Origin of the sequence: Devosia sp. Leaf64, assembly GCF_001421945.1 — a bacterium.
In the GTDB taxonomy this organism is placed as follows: domain Bacteria; phylum Pseudomonadota; class Alphaproteobacteria; order Rhizobiales; family Devosiaceae; genus Devosia.
The window spans coordinates 69,591-84,532 of record NZ_LMLO01000024.1 but is presented as its reverse complement, the minus strand read 5'-3'; the positions used below and the strand labels follow the sequence as shown (position 1 = coordinate 84,532).

Annotated in this window: 14 protein-coding genes; 3 read left to right on the top strand and 11 right to left on the bottom strand. The window is 62.1% G+C overall.

What is annotated here, in order from left to right:
- Window positions 1–110: 110 nt before the first annotated feature.
- Window positions 111–1,241 carry a hypothetical protein gene (locus tag ASE94_RS18065; protein ID WP_156352211.1) on the bottom strand — a complete coding sequence of 377 codons (1,131 nt, stop codon included), beginning with the start codon at window positions 1,239–1,241 and terminating at the stop codon, window positions 111–113.
- 246 nt (window positions 1,242–1,487) lie between these two features.
- Here ASE94_RS18065 and fabV point away from each other — a divergent pair, with 246 nt between their 5' ends.
- Window positions 1,488–2,657, top strand: coding sequence for an enoyl-ACP reductase FabV (gene fabV, locus ASE94_RS18060; RefSeq protein ID WP_061910228.1), 1,170 nt, complete (start codon window positions 1,488–1,490; stop codon window positions 2,655–2,657).
- A 28-nt stretch (window positions 2,658–2,685) separates the two neighbouring features.
- Here fabV and ASE94_RS18055 read toward each other — a convergent pair whose 3' ends face one another.
- Both ASE94_RS18055 and epmA read right to left on the bottom strand, forming a co-directional pair.
- Window positions 2,686–3,750 carry a lysine-2,3-aminomutase-like protein gene (locus tag ASE94_RS18055; protein ID WP_061910226.1) on the bottom strand — a complete coding sequence of 355 codons (1,065 nt, stop codon included), beginning with the start codon at window positions 3,748–3,750 and terminating at the stop codon, window positions 2,686–2,688.
- 113 nt (window positions 3,751–3,863) lie between these two features.
- On the bottom strand, window positions 3,864–4,922 hold the full coding sequence (epmA, locus tag ASE94_RS18050) for an EF-P lysine aminoacylase EpmA (protein WP_062631511.1): 1,059 nt from the start codon (window positions 4,920–4,922) through the stop codon (window positions 3,864–3,866).
- A 127-nt stretch (window positions 4,923–5,049) separates the two neighbouring features.
- Here epmA and efp point away from each other — a divergent pair, with 127 nt between their 5' ends.
- Complete coding sequence (efp, locus tag ASE94_RS18045) at window positions 5,050–5,619, top strand: elongation factor P (RefSeq protein WP_061910221.1); 570 nt, start codon at window positions 5,050–5,052, stop codon at window positions 5,617–5,619.
- Window positions 5,620–5,754: 135 nt separating this feature from the next.
- Here efp and ASE94_RS18040 read toward each other — a convergent pair whose 3' ends face one another.
- Both ASE94_RS18040 and ASE94_RS18035 read right to left on the bottom strand, forming a co-directional pair.
- The gene (locus ASE94_RS18040; protein WP_061910219.1) at window positions 5,755–5,976 is read right to left on the bottom strand and encodes a DUF2934 domain-containing protein; all 222 of its coding nucleotides are present in this window, start codon (window positions 5,974–5,976) and stop codon (window positions 5,755–5,757) included.
- Window positions 5,977–5,993: 17 nt separating this feature from the next.
- Window positions 5,994–6,482, bottom strand: a complete 489-nt coding sequence (locus tag ASE94_RS18035) for a ferritin-like domain-containing protein (protein ID WP_062631510.1) — start codon at window positions 6,480–6,482, stop codon at window positions 5,994–5,996.
- A 155-nt stretch (window positions 6,483–6,637) separates the two neighbouring features.
- Here ASE94_RS18035 and ASE94_RS18030 point away from each other — a divergent pair, with 155 nt between their 5' ends.
- The gene (locus tag ASE94_RS18030; RefSeq protein WP_061910215.1) at window positions 6,638–7,348 is read left to right on the top strand and encodes a class I SAM-dependent methyltransferase; all 711 of its coding nucleotides are present in this window, start codon (window positions 6,638–6,640) and stop codon (window positions 7,346–7,348) included.
- Between the two features lie 116 nt (window positions 7,349–7,464).
- Here ASE94_RS18030 and ASE94_RS18025 read toward each other — a convergent pair whose 3' ends face one another.
- From ASE94_RS18025 to ASE94_RS18000, 6 genes are all read right to left on the bottom strand, one after another.
- Window positions 7,465–8,109 carry a ThuA domain-containing protein gene (locus ASE94_RS18025; protein WP_062631509.1) on the bottom strand — a complete coding sequence of 215 codons (645 nt, stop codon included), beginning with the start codon at window positions 8,107–8,109 and terminating at the stop codon, window positions 7,465–7,467.
- 2 nt (window positions 8,110–8,111) lie between these two features.
- The gene (locus ASE94_RS18020) at window positions 8,112–9,749 is read right to left on the bottom strand and encodes an acyltransferase (RefSeq protein WP_062631508.1); all 1,638 of its coding nucleotides are present in this window, start codon (window positions 9,747–9,749) and stop codon (window positions 8,112–8,114) included.
- 104 nt (window positions 9,750–9,853) lie between these two features.
- Complete coding sequence (locus tag ASE94_RS18015; protein ID WP_156352210.1) at window positions 9,854–10,864, bottom strand: hydroxyacid dehydrogenase; 1,011 nt, start codon at window positions 10,862–10,864, stop codon at window positions 9,854–9,856.
- Complete coding sequence (locus ASE94_RS18010) at window positions 10,861–12,714, bottom strand: DUF2264 domain-containing protein (protein WP_062631506.1); 1,854 nt, start codon at window positions 12,712–12,714, stop codon at window positions 10,861–10,863. The genes ASE94_RS18015 and ASE94_RS18010 overlap by 4 nt, the downstream gene beginning before the upstream one ends.
- A gap of 115 nt (window positions 12,715–12,829) precedes the next feature.
- Window positions 12,830–13,906, bottom strand: a complete 1,077-nt coding sequence (locus ASE94_RS18005) for an oligopeptide/dipeptide ABC transporter ATP-binding protein (protein ID WP_082461301.1) — start codon at window positions 13,904–13,906, stop codon at window positions 12,830–12,832.
- Window positions 13,903–14,919: an ABC transporter ATP-binding protein gene (locus ASE94_RS18000; protein WP_061910200.1), complete on the bottom strand. Its 1,017-nt coding sequence runs from the start codon at window positions 14,917–14,919 to the stop codon at window positions 13,903–13,905. Before ASE94_RS18000 ends, ASE94_RS18005 begins: the two co-directional genes overlap by 4 nt.
- Window positions 14,920–14,942 lie beyond the last annotated feature (23 nt).

Here is a 14,942-nt window from a genome sequence, read left to right as displayed (position 1 = left end):
GTGAGGGGGGCTTCTGAAGCCACGTTGCCTCTAAAAGGCCCCCTCACCCCACCCTCTCCCCCAGAGGGAGAGGGGGCGCAGGAGCCGAAAACCCACCGCCACGTGAGCGATTACGACTTCACCTTCCCCGTCGGCTGCGCCACCTTCCAGCTCTGATAATCATCCGCCGTACAGCCAAATGGCGCGCGATCATCGCCGAAGCGCTTGTAGAGCTGCTCGCAGCCCCAGGTGTTCAGCGGCTCGGGCATGATGTTGTTGATTTCGATCCCGATGGAATCGAACGCATCAGGCGCCGAGGTCACGTAATAGAGCCAGAAGCCGAAGAACGCGACGACCGCCAGCACGATCACGCCCAGGCCCGCCGCGAGACCGCGTAGGATATTCGGCCCGCGCTTGACCGTAGGCGACGGATTGGCGGCGCGCACGACGCCACGCTGCTCTTGCTCGGCGTCAAATGCCGCAAGCGCCGCCTGGCGTTCGCCTTCGGTCATCTCGATGCGCTCGAGCCGGCTATCGAGCAGGATCGGCGTTTTGCTCTGCTCGTGCAACACCGCAAGGCCAACCGGCTTGCCGGCTTCGTCATAGCCGATCAGCGGCTCCTGCCCCTTGTCCATGAAGGTGCGAATGTTCCGCTTGGAAGGCGAGCGGATATTGTCGAGATAGGTCACGGCGTCCTTGCCGCGCACCTTCTTGACCTCGATCACCTCGACCGGCACGACGTTCAAGCGCCCCGGCCCGGCCACCGCGCGATTAGCCCGTCCTGCCTGTAGCCCGGCAAAAAGCATGGCGATGGCGCCACCGCCAAAGAGCAACATGAAGACCGCCATGACGATGGTACGGTTCCAGAGCATGTCGAGCCCGAGGCTGAGCGTTGCGAGGTCTGGATTGTCCCGCGAGACCACGAGATCAACCGTGTAATCGCCGCTGCTCAGGTCGAAAAAGGCGAGCGTGATATATTTCTGATAATCCTGCCCGTCATAGGAATAGGTCACATTGGCTTCGCAATCGGTTAGCCCGCGGCGCGAGGAGCACTCGCCATCGACCATGTCCCAATCGTCGAGCACCACAGGATCGCGGCTCACTTCCCAGTCGCGCAACAGTCCCGGCCCCTGCCACCAGGCAAGGCCAATGGCCATTGCGGAGAGGATGACGAGCGTAAACAGAAAGCCAGCCGGCACCGCAAAGGGTTTTGGCGCCAGCGTCAGCGATCGGCTCGGCAAGGGAAGTGCGACTTGGGACATGGATGCCTCTTGATGTGTCAGCGATAGGCCCGATTTCGTGGCAATGAATAGGATCACGCGCGCGTGAACCAGCCGTGACTTCACCCAAATTGTGGAAAATCTGTGCCAGCCGAACACTTTCTGCCCGAAAGTACTGCAAACAACGTCGTGCCAAACCTGTTGTCGCCCCGGGCAAAACCCCAAGCGGCGGCTAGCACTTTCGCCACATTCGGTCTATTGGCTTGAGCAAATCGAGGAGAAAATCCCATGATCATCGAGCCCAAGATCCGCGGCTTCATCTGCACCACCGCTCACCCCACTGGCTGCGCCACCAATGTGCAGCGCCAGATCGATCACGTCGTAATCAAGGGCCCGATCCCCTCCGATCGCAAGCGCGTCCTGGTGCTCGGCTGCTCGACAGGCTATGGCCTCGCCTCGCGCATCGTCACCACCTTCGGCTCTGGCGCCGATACGGTCGGCGTTTCTTTCGAGCGCGAACCCGGGGAAGCCAAGCCCGCCTCCGCCGGTTGGTACAATAACCGCGCCTTCGAAAATCGCGCTCGCGCCGCCGGCGCCAAAGCCGTGACCATCGAAGGCGACGCATTCTCGGACGCCGTCAAGGCCGAGACCGTCGAAGCCATCAAGTCGACCCTCGGTCAGGTCGATCTCATCGTCTATTCCCTCGCCTCCCCGGTCCGCACCGACCCCAAGGACGGCATCACCTATCGCTCGGCCATTAAGCCCTATGGCACCGCGGTGACGTCGAAGACCCTCAACACCGGCACCGGCGAAGTCTCGGAAATCTCCGTAGAGCCCGCGACCGAGGAAGAAGCCCAGGCGACCGTCAAGGTCATGGGCGGCGAAGATTGGGAACTCTGGATCAAGGCCCTGTCGGAAGCCGGCGTCCTCGCCGACGACTTCACGACCCTGAACTACACCTATCTCGGCTCCGAGCTGACCTGGCCGATCTATCACAAGGGCACGCTGGGCAAGGCCAAGGGCGATCTCGATCGCGCCGCCGCCGCCATCCGCGCCGCCCATGGCGATAATTCGGCTCATGTCGTCGCGCTCAAGGCCGTCGTAACCCAAGCGAGCTCTGCCATTCCCGTCGTGCCGCTCTATGGCACCCTGCTGATCAAGGTCGAAGACGAAATGGGCCTCGGCGAAGGCCCGATTCAGCAGATCGATCGCCTTTTCCGCGACAAGCTCCAGGGCGTCATCGTCCTCGACGACGCCAGCCGCGTCCGCGTCGACGATTGGGAACTGTCCAATGCCATGCAGGCCGAACTCAAGAAGCGCTGGGCCGTCCTCAACACGGAAAACTTGGCCGACCTCGCTGACCTGCCAAAATACCGCGAGGAGTTTTTGAAGCTCTTCGGCTTCAGCGTCGGCGGCGTCGATTATTCCAAGGACGTCGATCCGCGCGTCGTCGAATAAAAGTTTTGGGGCGACGCGGCGCCCCTTTTCATTCCGGCGGATAGGCGTGCTCGCCGCCCTGCCAATCGCGCACGGTAAAACACCCGTCGCCGCCCGAAACCGTCGCGGCGCCGATATCCGCCTTGCCATGGCCACCCGGAATATCGAGCACATAGGTCGGCTGGCACAGGCCCGAAATCCGCCCGCGCAAGGCCGCAACCAGCGCCTGCCCCTCTTCGATGCCGATCCGGAAATGGCTCGTCCCCGGCGCCAGGTCCGGATGGTGCAGATAATAGGGCTTGATCCGGTTCTCGACAAAACCCCGCATCAGCGCCGCCAGCGTCTCGACATCATCGTTGACCCCGCGCAGCAGCACCGATTGGCTCAGCAGCGCCACGCCACCATCGAACAGCCGCTTGAACGCCTGCCGCGCGGCCGGCGAAAACTCGCGCGGATGATTGGCATGGACAGCAAGATACGTCGTCTTGCCGCTCACCATCAGCGCCTCGACCATCGCATCGTCGATCAGCTCCGGCTCGACCACCGGCACCCGCGTATGAAACCGCACGATTTTAACGTGCTCGATCTGCGCCAGCCGCTGCATCAGCCCAGTCAACCGCCGCGGCGACAGCACCAGCGGATCGCCGCCGGTGAGGATCACTTCCCAGATTTCCTCATGCGCCGCGATATACTCCATCGCCGCATCGAGTTCCGGCCCGGTCAGCGTCCCCAGCCCCTGCGGCCCCACCATCTCGCGGCGGAAACAGAAGCGGCAATAGACCGGACAGACATGAACCGCCTTAAGCAGTACCCGGTCGGGATAGCGATGAACGATCCCCTCGACGGGCGAATGCGACAGGTCGCCGATGGGATCAGCGCGCTCTTCCGGCGTAGTCAGCAGTTCAGCTTCAGTCGGCACAAACTGGCGCGCGATCGGGTCATTGGAGTCAGCGGGGTCGATGAGTTCGAGGACGGCCGGCGTGATGCCGATTGCATAGCGCTCGGCAACCGCATCGAGCGCGCCAGCATCCTGCACCAGCCCAGCTTCAACCAGGGCTTTAGTGGACTTAACGGTGCGAGACCCCTCATCCGCCCTTCGGGCATCTTCTCCCACAAGGGGAGAAATGGGCTCATTGCTTGCCTCAGGAGTGGAGCCCCCCCTCGCCCCTTGTGGGAGAGGGTGGATCGACCGAAGGTCGAGACGGGTGAGGGGTTTCTTCGCCAAACTCATTCCGCCACCGGCGCCCAAAGCACCGCCTCAATCCGCTGCGCACCCGTTGCCAGCATCACCAATCGATCAAACCCCAGCGCAACCCCGCTCGCCTCAGGCATCAGCTCCAGCGCCGCGAGAAAATCCTCGTCGACCGGATAACGCTCGCCATAGATCCGCGCCTTCTCGTCCATCTCGGAGACAAAGCGAACCCGCTGCTCGGCAGCATCGGTAAGCTCGCCAAACCCATTGGCCAGCTCCACGCCACACGCATAGACTTCGAACCGCTCGGAAACCCGCCGATCGCCCGGCACCCGCCGCGCCAGCGCCGCCTCGCAGGCCGGATAGCGATCCAGAACCGTCACCCGTCCATTCCCCAGCTTCGGCTCGACTTTTTCAACGAGGATCAGGCTGAACAGATAGCTCCAACTGCGATCCTCCGGCACATCGAGCCCCACAGAGATCATCTGCGCCGCCAGCGCTTCGCCGTCCGGCACCCCCTCGGCGTCCATCGTGGCGAGCAAATCCACACCCGCATGCGCCAAAAACGCATCGGCAACACTGACCCGCTCCGCCTCGGCCCGTGGATCACACACCCGTCCGCGAAATTCGAACTGGGCAATCCCGGTCACTTCCGCCGCGAGCCGGATGATCGCCAAAGTATCGTTTATGATGGAATCGTAGCCCTCGCCTGCCCGATACCATTCGAGCATGGTGAACTCAGGATGATGCAGTGCCGAGCGCTCGCGATTGCGCCAGACATGCTGCAGGCTCGTAATCCGCGTCTCGCCTGCCGCGAGCAACTTCTTCATGGTGAATTCGGGCGAGGTATGAAGATACATCGCCTGCCCTCCCCCATCATTGCCGATCATCGTCGTCGCAAAGGCATGGAGATGCGTCTCGTTACCCGGCGAGCGCTGCAGCCCCGGCGGATCGACGATGAGAAAATCCCGTTCGGCAAACCACCCCCGCACCCGCGCATCGAACCGGCTGCGCGCCAGAAGCGCCGGACGCCGATCGGCGTGGCGCTCGGGCGCCCACCAGGGCGAGGAGGATTGAGGGATCGAAGAGGTCATGCGGTTTCTTGCCGTGCCGGACTGGCGAAATGGTGCGGAATAGGATATCGGGCGCTCGACAACAGTTTATCGGCACGCGGACGGCTCAGGCTCTAGTACGCGCCATCGACACGAACAAGGAAGAAATATGGTCAAGGTCATCGCCTCGTCCCTGCGCAAAGGCCATGTGGTCGAGCAGGATGGCAACCTCCACGTCGTTCTGACTGCGGAAAACGTTCATCCCGGCAAGGGCAATTCCATCACCAACGTCAACATGCGCCGCATCTCCGATGGCGTGAAGGTCGTCGGTCGCTGGCGCACGGTGGAAATGGTCGAAAAGGCTGACGTCGACGACCGTATCTACGACTATCTCTATTCGGATGGCGAAGGGCACCATTTCATGGACCCGGACAATTACGAGCAGCTGGTTGCGCCCGATGACGTCATCGGCGAACAGGCCGCATACCTCTCCGATGGCATGAAGGTTCACCTCATGACCTTCGAAGGCGTGCCGCTCTCGATGGAATTGCCGCAGCGCATGTCGTTCGAAGTCGTCGAGACCGAGCCTGTGGTCAAGGGCCAGACGGCCTCTTCGTCCTATAAGCCAGCCGTCCTCAACAATGGCCTCCGCGTCATGGTCCCGCCCCACATCGGCGCCGGCACCCGCATCGTCATTCTCACGGAAGACAATTCGTACGTGGAGCGTGCGAAGGACTGAGCTGCGGCGGCGCTCCGCGCCGACAAAACTCCCCGGTGGGGAGTTTTGAGCAGCTCAGGCCCGGAGAGCTACGCTCGCAGGGCCCAGCGCTACCAAGTGCGCAGAACAAAAAAACGGGCCCTTTCGGGCCCGCTTTCATTTCCCCTCGATTTCCTTTTCGGCCTCATACCAAAAAAGCTCCGAGCTATCCGCCGGCGTGCCTTCGGCAAGCCAGCGGTCATAAGCCAGTTGACGCAGATGCATTTCCTTGGCCTTGAGCCAATACTCCGTTGCCCTCCCCTCGGGATGTCCATCCTGTTGCGACAGGAAGTAAGCCGTCTGGCGAATCCGCTCGGCTAGGGCAGTGTTTTTCTGCATCGGCAATCCCGCTAGGGTTAAGCGGCCTTTTGGTTGACGGAGGCGAGAGCGACCTGGCTCAGTTTCTTGTCGGTCGCTTCTTCTTCCTTCAGCGTTTCGGAAAGCAGTTGGGCAATGTCATTGTGGCCGAGCTGCTTGGCCCAGGTCACGAGCGTACCATAACGCGCGATTTCATAGTGTTCGACAGCCTGCGCAGCTGCGACCAAGCCAGCGTCGAGCGCGGTCGCACCCTTATATTCGTCCATGATTTCCTTGCCTTCTTCAAGAATGCCAAGGATCGCATCACAGGTCTTGCCGCGGGCCGGCTTGCCTAGAATGTCAAAAACCTGCTGCAGGCGTTCCACCTGGCCTTCGGTTTCCTGGTGGTGCTGCTCGAAGCCAGCCTTCAGTTCCGGCGAAGTTGCGGCCTTTGCCATCTTCGGAAGCGCTTTGAGGATCTGCCGTTCGGCATAATAAATGTCTTTGAGAGTATCGAGGAACAGATCGTCGAGTTGCTTGTCAGCCATTTTGTGCTCGTCTCCAAGAATTTGCTTTAAAGAATTCGCTTGAGATGACGCTGCCTCTGCAACGGCGCTTCCCGTGAGTGGTTCCGCCGCAAAAATCACGATCTGGTCTGGGAACCCGCATCCCGCGTAGAGTGACCACGAGGAGATTCTGCCCCATGCCAACGTCGCTCTACCCCGCCGATTTTTACGCCGATCGGCGGACCCATACGGCCCATGCCGCGAGCCGCATATTCGGCAGCCTTCCGAAGGGTCTCAAGCGCGACCGCGTCGCCGATATCGGCTGCGGCACCGGCACTTTCCTCGCCGCCTCCGGCGCCCACTATCGCTTCGGCATGGAAGGCGATTGGGTGCGCCCCGAAATGCTCGACGATCCCGGCATAGACTTTCGCGGCCACAACCTCGAACAGCCCTTTTCCGGGCCCAAAGTCGACCTGGTACTATCCTTGGAAGTCGCTGAGCACTTGGCCCCCAGCCGCGCCGAGAGCTTCGTCGCGGACCTCGCCGCCATGGCCCCCGCTGTGCTCTTTTCCGCCGCCATTCCCGGCCAGGGCGGCGTCGGCCATGTCAACGAACAATGGCCGAGCTTCTGGGCCGGCCTTTTCGCCGCCCATGGACTCAAACCCTATGACGTCATCCGCGACAAGATCTGGACCGACGACGCCATCCCCGCCTGGTACCGCCAAAACGCCATTCTGTGGCTCGACGAAAACACCGCCGATTCACTTGCATTAACGCCGACCCCGCCCGAATTGCTCGACCGCGTCCACCCCGCCTTCTGGGCAAGAGCCAATCGCGAACTGCAATATGCAAATGCATTGCCGGAGTCCGAAGTGCTGCGACGTCAGGCAGAGCAGGAACAGCAGTAGCCCCTGGCCCCCACCGTCACGGCGTCATTCCCGCGAAAGCGGGAATCCCTGCCTGCCCTAAACAGAGATCCCCGCTTTCGCGGGGATGACGCAGAGTTTTGTGTCAGTAATCATCCCTACCGCGCGGCCCAAACCAACCCTCGCCTCAAAATCGTCCGCGCCGGCTCCAGCGCCAACTCATCCGCCGTGTGCCCCAATGACGAATAAAACACGCGCCCCTGATCATGGGTCGTCGTAAACACCACCGGCATCACCACATCCTTGCGCCAGGGATGAAATTCCCCCGAGAACCGCGTCGTCGCCAGCACCTCAACCGCAGGGTCATAGTTGAGATAATACTGCTCCGAGGTGTGCTCGAAACTTTCAATCCCCGCCATGATTGGATGGTCGCTCCGCGTCACATCAACCGTATATGTGATGATATTGCCCGGATGCTGCACCCAATAGCAGCTCGCCGCATAGCGAAAAGGCACGCTGGCCCGAAACGTCGTCGCCAGCCCCATATGGTACCCGGCCAGCCCTGTCCCCGCCCGGATCGCCGCGATCAGATTAGCCATCTTCTCCGGTGCCAGCGTCCCATCGGTAATGACGGGAACGACAAGATCATTGCTGCCGACATCCTCGGCCCCGAGCGCGTCGTATTCCGGCGTCACCGTGACCGCAAAGCCCTCCTCCTCGAGCAGCTCCCGCACCACCTCCGCCCCCCGCTCCGGCGTATGCAGCTCCATCCCACCCCAGACGACAAGCGCTTTTTTGGTCATAGTCATAGCCCTAACCCCACCGCTTCAGTCCGATGCACACCCCGCGGCACGAACGCAAAAGCATCCTCAAGCCCCAAAAGCTTGGCCGCAAGATGCACCACGGACAGCCACATCTCCGTCCCTTGCAGTCCCGGCTCCTGCCCATCGGCAAAGGCAAAGCCCCTGCCCTCGATCCAGCGCTCACCCGCCCGCGCGATCACCAAACGCGCAATCTGCTCCGCCTCCGCCCGTCGGTGGTCGGTCTGGCTGAGACACAGCAGCAGCGGATGAATCGTATCGAGCAGGTTACACGCCGTATACGTCCGCCCCGAAAACCCGCCATAATTTCGATAGTTCAGCAGCACCGAGTCGATCGCCGCCTCCGGCCGCGGCACCGCAACGCCGAACTGCGCATAGGTCCCGCGCGTCAGCCGGTAAAACCCGTTGACGGGCTGCAACAGTCCCTCGTCCGCCGTCGGCGCCCCCCAAAGCCCCGAGCCGCGATCCTGCTTCATGGCGAGCCAGCCAAACAGCGTCTCGCGCGTCGTCCCGGTCGTAAAATATCGCGCATTGAAATAGAGCGCCGTGCCGATCGCATCGACCGCTGCCCCCGCCCCCCAGGCCCGCTCGCGCCACGTCAGCCCTTCGAGCCACAGCCGCAGTTCCGTTGCCGGAACCTCCACCGCCTCGACGCGATGCAGCGGCTGCCCACCCAGCACCTCGATAGCGTAACCGGTCGAGAGCACATTATAAAGCGCCAACCCATCGTCGCGCATCGCAACGCCCGGCTTGGGCGGCTGAAACGGATCGGGAAATAGCCCCGTCACCGGATCCTGCACCGCCTGCAGCCGTGCGAGTGTCCCGGCCACATCGAGCCCGGGCGGCACCTCCCCAAACGCCGCCGCAATCTCAATCGCATCGCACAGATGCCGGTTGCTCTTCCGCGCCGTATTATCGTTCTCGCGCGAAACATAATCCGCGCCGTCGAAATTCTCCGCCAGCACATCGCGCCATTGCCTTGCCGCCCGATCGCCCAGCGCCTCAAGCTGCTGTCGCGTCTCGTCCCGCCGCCCCTTTCCGCGAAACCGCAGCACCTTGGCCGGAACCCCACCGACGATGGCCATTTCCGGCACATCCTTGCTGACCACCGCCCCCGCCGCAATCACCGCCCCGCGCCCGATCGTGACGCCATCGACAATCACCGCATTGGCCCCGACCCAGACATCGTCGCCGATAGTGATGCCCCGGCTCTCATGCTTTTGCAGATAAATTGGCACTTCGGGATCGTCATAACCATGGTTGAAGCCAACCAGCGACGCATGGCTCGCGATCCGCACCCCATCCCCGCAGCGCACCCTGCCCGAAATCATCGCATAAGGATTGACCGTGCAATGCGCGCCAAATTCCACATCGCCCCGCACCAGCGCGTGCCCACCGATCCAACTCTGCTCGCCGAGCACCAGGCGGGTGGTAAAAATCGCCGCATCAACCGCAACATAGGCACTCGGCGCAAACTGCGCCCCCGCCCGCAACGCCAGCTCCGCCTGTCGCGCCCGGTGTTCGGGGCTGTCGATATCCTCAGGGGTTCGATCCCAAGTGAGATATTGGAGACGCGTGCGGTGCCAATCCCCTTCACCCGTCTCGCGCTGCGCGCGATCCACCCTCTCCCCGAGAGGGAGAGGAACAGAAGCGACCACCGGTCCATTCTTCTCCCCCTCGGGGAGAAGGTGGCCCGAAGGGCCGGATGAGGGTGAACGCTCGTCCATCACGCCAGCCTCTCCAACAATTCCGGCTGCACCTCATAAAGCATCGGCTCGCCTCGAACGAACCGTTCGATCTCCTCCACCGCCATCAACCCCAGCCGCAGCCGCTCTGTCCCGATCGCCCCCGCAACATGCGGCGTCAAGAACACGTTAGGCAGCGTAAACAGCGGCGAGTCCGCCGGCGGAATTTCCGGATCGGTCACATCGATCACCGCAAATATCCGTCCCGTCTGCAGCTCCGCCACCAGAGCCGCCTCGTCCACCAGCGCCCCGCGCGCCGTGTTGATGAACGTGGCCCCATCCTGCATCAGCTTGAGCTGCCGTGCCCCGATCATCCCCCGCGTCGAGGGCAGGGACGGCGCATGGATCGACACGACATCCGATCGCGCCATCAACACATCGAGCTCCACCAGTTCGACCCCCACGAGGTCCGGATCGCCCGCCTGCACGAAGGGATCATAAAGCAGCACCGAAAAATCAAAGCTGCGCAGGAACTCGATCACCTTCCGCCCGATCCGCGACGCCCCGACGATGCCCACCGTCCGCCGGAAATTCCCGATCGCCCTATCCCCCAGCGCATAACTCGAACGGCGCGTCGGATCGGCCCGATAGAGATCGCGCAGCGCAAAGATGTGCTTGGCCGAAAAGAGGATGGAGGCCAGCGTAAACTCGGCCACCGGCACCGCATTGGCATCCGCCGAATGCGTCACGCGAATGCCCGAGGCGTAGGCCGATGGATCGATCGTATATTTCACCGTCCCCGCCGCATGCGCGATCAGCCGGAGGTTCGGCGCCGCGCGCAACACCTCCGGGCTGATCATTGGACAGCCCCACCCGGTCACAAGAATTTCCGTCTCGCCCAGCAGCCGCCGCGCCTCTGGGTCAGAGAACCCATCGACCGGCGTTCGCCGCAGCAGTTCGCAGCTTTCCGATAGACGATCGAGGCTCGCTTCGTCGAACACATGCCGCGTCTTGTCCGCCGCCATGGCGAAGAGAAGTTTGGGAGGCATCAGAACCGCTCCGGCACCATTATGGCGCTGACATCAACGCCCTCGCGGGCAAAAAGGGCTTCGAGTTCGGCAATGTCAGGCGCAGCCGGGACAGCGCTCAATGCCGCCTCGGTCTCCGCCCCTGTCGGCAGAGCCATCGCCGCCGTTACCAGCACAGTCGTGCCCGCCGGAATGTCTCCGCGCAGCTGCGGCACGATAGCCTTCGAAAATATCAGATTGCTATTGGGCAAAGTCCGGAACGCCCGCCCCTCGCGACCGCCTAAGAGGCAAACAATGGCGCTGACATCCGTCTTGCTCTTGGCAACCCCCCGGCCCTTTTCGTCGATATAAGTATCAGCATTGAACTCCGCCCGGTCGATGGCAAAGCCGCCCTCGGTCCCATGCAGTGCCCGCGGCGTCGTGATCCGATGCACGCGGATGTGCCAAGGATTGGCTGGAATGAGCCAGGTTTCGACCGTCACATCGCTCCACGGCTTCCAAACCGCATGAAGCGTGTCGCCCGCGATCTGCGCCGTCTCATTGGTCTCGCGCACCCGATAGTGCCGCCCATCGTCGCTCAGCGCCAAGGCGCCATCGAAGGCCCCGGAGGGATACGCCCGTTCGTCCACCTCGACCGAAAACCCATAGCGGCTCGAATAGACGAACTTGGCATATTTTTCGGCGCCGTGCCGCATCTGCCAGTTCTGCTGCCCGCTCGACAGCGCCACCACATTGCCCTTCGTATGAAAGCTCACCATGCCCGGATGTTTTAGCGGCACCGGCGCTTCATCGAAATCCGCTTCGACCTCTTCTGCCATCCAGAACGGATGATCGGCCGGCAGCGCCAGCGGCAAAAACGCCTTCAGCGCCCAATAGGGCGAGCCCGCCGAATTATAGCTCTCGGACATAAAGAGGTTGGGATAGCCATAGCCGATCGACAGCACGCCATTGCCATGCGCAATCGGCAACTTGCTCCACCAGCGCAGGTGCCTCAGAAAGTGCCCTTTTATCACGCCCCAGGGCAGCGCCTCGACATCGGCAAAAGCCAGAGCGCCCCAAAACCCGCCGCAGGCAAAGCGATAGGTAAGGGACCGCCCGAAAACCAGCGTCCCGCCATCCTCGTCGAACCAGTGCTGAATATCCCGCGCAAACTCCTTAGCGCGCGACTTGTAGTCAGCCACCCGCTTGTCATCGCCCTTGGCAAGCTTGGCGTAGATCAGCCCGTAAAAGTGCATTGCAAAGGGAATGTAATGGTCGATCCGCCGGACATTGCCGTCGCGATACCAGCCACCATCGAGGTAAAAGCCCTCAAGCTCTTCGAGATACGCATCGGTATAGGACCGGTCGAATTCGACCCCGCATTCCTCAAGCCCAAGATCGACCAGGATGCGGAAGAACTTCCAGTTGTTGTCGGCATATTCGAACTTGCGCGCGTGCTTCAGATAAGCCGCGAGATTATCCTTCGCCTTCTGCGGCAGCGGTTCCCAAACCAGATGCGGCAGCATTTTGAGCGTAAAGCCGATCGCCGCAAGCTCCACCTGCCGCTGATCCGTCCCGTTCACCGTGCCCCAATATTCCGGGTGCCCCGGGTCCGTGCCATTGGCCAATCCCTGCCGATAAATCTCCCAATGATCGAACTCGGCTCCACCTGCTGCGAGCGGCGTCAGCCCCCAAAGCGGCCGCGCAAAGCCTTCGAGATCAGCCGCCGCCCGATCGAAATGCGCCCCCGCCCCGTCAAGCCGCACCCGCGCCCCACCTTCCGAAAAGTAGGGCAGCAGCGGCTGAAACAGATCGCGCAGCCCATTCTCGACATCGTCCCGTGTCTTCAGCGGATTCCCAAAAAGCGGATTGGCCGTGGCCGGATCATAAGTCATTTGTTCGAAAATTCCTGTTGTCTTCCGTACGGTCCGGCATGGGCCACCCGGACAGGCCGGGTGGTGACGATCGGCGAGATCTTCGTTTCTCTGCTGAACATTCTCATCTCCATCGTCATTGCCCGGTCTGTCCGGGCAATCCACCGGCAGTCACCAGCGGCGTCGGAGGCACAAACCCCGGCGCGTCATAAGCGCCCTTCAGTTCGAGTGTCTCGGCAAAGTGGCAGGCGGCCTCTTGGGCGGTGCCATGGATCGGTCGCAGCACCGGCTTTTCCGTCCGGCACCTGTCCTCGGCATATTTGCAGCGCGTGTGGAACGGGCACCCTTTGGGCCGATTGCCGAGATAGGGGATTTCGCCCTTGAGTTCCTTGTTCCGCCCCTTGCGCCGCGTCGGGTCGGCAATCGGCAGCGCCTCGAGCAGCATCTCGGTATAGGGGTGTCGCGGCCGCTCGAAGAGCATTTCCGTCGGCGCATTCTCGACCACATGGCCGAGATACATCACCACCACCCGGTCGGCGATGTAGTTCACCACCCCAAGATCATGGCTGATGAAAATATAGGTCAGCCCGAACTCTTCCTTGAGATCATCAAGGAGGTTGAGCACCTGCGCCTGGATCGACACATCGAGCGCCGACACCGCCTCGTCGGCAATCACCAGCTTCGGGTCGAGCACCAGCGCCCGGGCAATGCCGATGCGCTGCCGCTGCCCGCCCGAAAACGCGTGCGGATAGCGCCCCACTGCATCGGCTGGAATCCCGACCTTGGCGAGCGTCGAGATCACCCGATCCTCAAGCTCCCGCCCTTTGCAGATCTTGTGCACCCGCAGTGGCTCGGCGACGATGTCGAACACCCTCATATTGGGGTTCAGCGAGCTCATCGGGTCCTGAAAAATCATGCGGATATCGCGCCGATAGGGTTTTATGGCCTTCTTGTCGAGCGACGTTAGTTCGACCTTCCCCCCACCCTCCTGATGATAAAAAACATGCCCCTCGCTGACCGGCTGCGCCTTGATGATGCAGCGCCCAAGAGTGGTCTTGCCGCAGCCGCTCTCCCCCACGATAGCGAGCGTTTCGCCCGCTTCCACCGTCAGGTTGATATCGTTGAGCGCCACAAGTTCGCGGCCCGGCTTGAAGAGCCCGCCACCGAGCGTAAAAACCTTGGAAAGATGTTCGACGGAAAGCAGCGTCGTCATGCGAGCGCCTCCTCTTTCGTATGCGTGAGGAGATGGCATCGCGCCACATGGCCCTCGCTCACCGGCGTCCGGTCGGGGCGAATGGTCGGGCATGGCGCAAAGGCATGCGGGCAGCGGCTGGTAAAGGCGCAGCCCACCGGCCGGTCCTTCGGCGACGGCACAGTGCCCTTGATCGGCTGCAATCGTGTCCGTTCGGATTTCCGCTGCAACCGCGGCACCGAACTCATCAACGCCTGGGTGTAAGGATGCTTCGGCGCCTTGAAGACCTCGAACACATCCCCCTGCTCCACCACATCGCCGAGATACATCACGGCGATATCGTCGGCGACCTCCGCCACCACGCCGAGGTCATGGGTGATGAACAGCATCGCCATGCCGAAATCGTCCTGCAATTGCCGCAGGAGATCGAGGATCTGAGCCTGCGTCGTCACATCGAGCGCCGTCGTCGGCTCATCGGCGATCAGCAGTTTTGGCGTACAAGCCAGCGCCATCGCAATCATCGCGCGCTGCCTGAGACCACCCGACAATTCAAACGGATAGGCATTCGCCCGCTCCCGCGCGCCCGGAATACCCACTTGATGGAGAAGCGAAACCGTCCGCTCCCGCGCCTGCTTCTGCGTCAGCCGCTCATGCAGCACGATGATCTCGTCGATCTGGTTGCCGATCGTATGCACCGGCGACAGCGAGCTCATCGGCTCCTGAAAGATCATGGAAATCTGCGCACCACGAATCGAGCGCATCGCGAGACTGTCAGGCTTCAATCGCGCGACATCCACCGCCCCGCCCTCGGCCTCGTAGACGATCTCGCCAGTCCGGATATCGGCATTCTTATCGAGCAGCCGCAAAACCGCCCGCGCCGTCACCGACTTCCCGCACCCGCTCTCACCCACAAGCGCGAGCGTCTTGCCCGGCGTGAGTGTGAGATCCACCTGCCGCACGGCCTCGATGTCCGGCTCGTCGGGCGAGGTGAAGACGATCGACATGTCGTTGATTGAAAGGAGGGGCTTGGTCATGATCTTTCCTCCGTGAATGAAAA

Coding starts and splice junctions, on each gene's coding strand:
- ASE94_RS18065 (WP_156352211.1), bottom strand. CDS start 1,241: ATGTCCCAAGTCGCACTTCCCTTGCCGAGCCGATCGCTGACGCTGGCG.
- ASE94_RS18000 (WP_061910200.1), bottom strand. CDS start 14,919: ATGACCAAGCCCCTCCTTTCAATCAACGACATGTCGATCGTCTTCACC.
- ASE94_RS18030 (WP_061910215.1), top strand. CDS start 6,638: ATGCCAACGTCGCTCTACCCCGCCGATTTTTACGCCGATCGGCGGACC.
- efp (WP_061910221.1), top strand. CDS start 5,050: ATGGTCAAGGTCATCGCCTCGTCCCTGCGCAAAGGCCATGTGGTCGAG.
- ASE94_RS18025 (WP_062631509.1), bottom strand. CDS start 8,109: ATGACCAAAAAAGCGCTTGTCGTCTGGGGTGGGATGGAGCTGCATACG.
- ASE94_RS18040 (WP_061910219.1), bottom strand. CDS start 5,976: ATGCAGAAAAACACTGCCCTAGCCGAGCGGATTCGCCAGACGGCTTAC.
- ASE94_RS18005 (WP_082461301.1), bottom strand. CDS start 13,906: ATGACGACGCTGCTTTCCGTCGAACATCTTTCCAAGGTTTTTACGCTC.
- epmA (WP_062631511.1), bottom strand. CDS start 4,922: ATGACCTCTTCGATCCCTCAATCCTCCTCGCCCTGGTGGGCGCCCGAG.
- ASE94_RS18010 (WP_062631506.1), bottom strand. CDS start 12,714: ATGACTTATGATCCGGCCACGGCCAATCCGCTTTTTGGGAATCCGCTG.
- fabV (WP_061910228.1), top strand. CDS start 1,488: ATGATCATCGAGCCCAAGATCCGCGGCTTCATCTGCACCACCGCTCAC.
- ASE94_RS18035 (WP_062631510.1), bottom strand. CDS start 6,482: ATGGCTGACAAGCAACTCGACGATCTGTTCCTCGATACTCTCAAAGAC.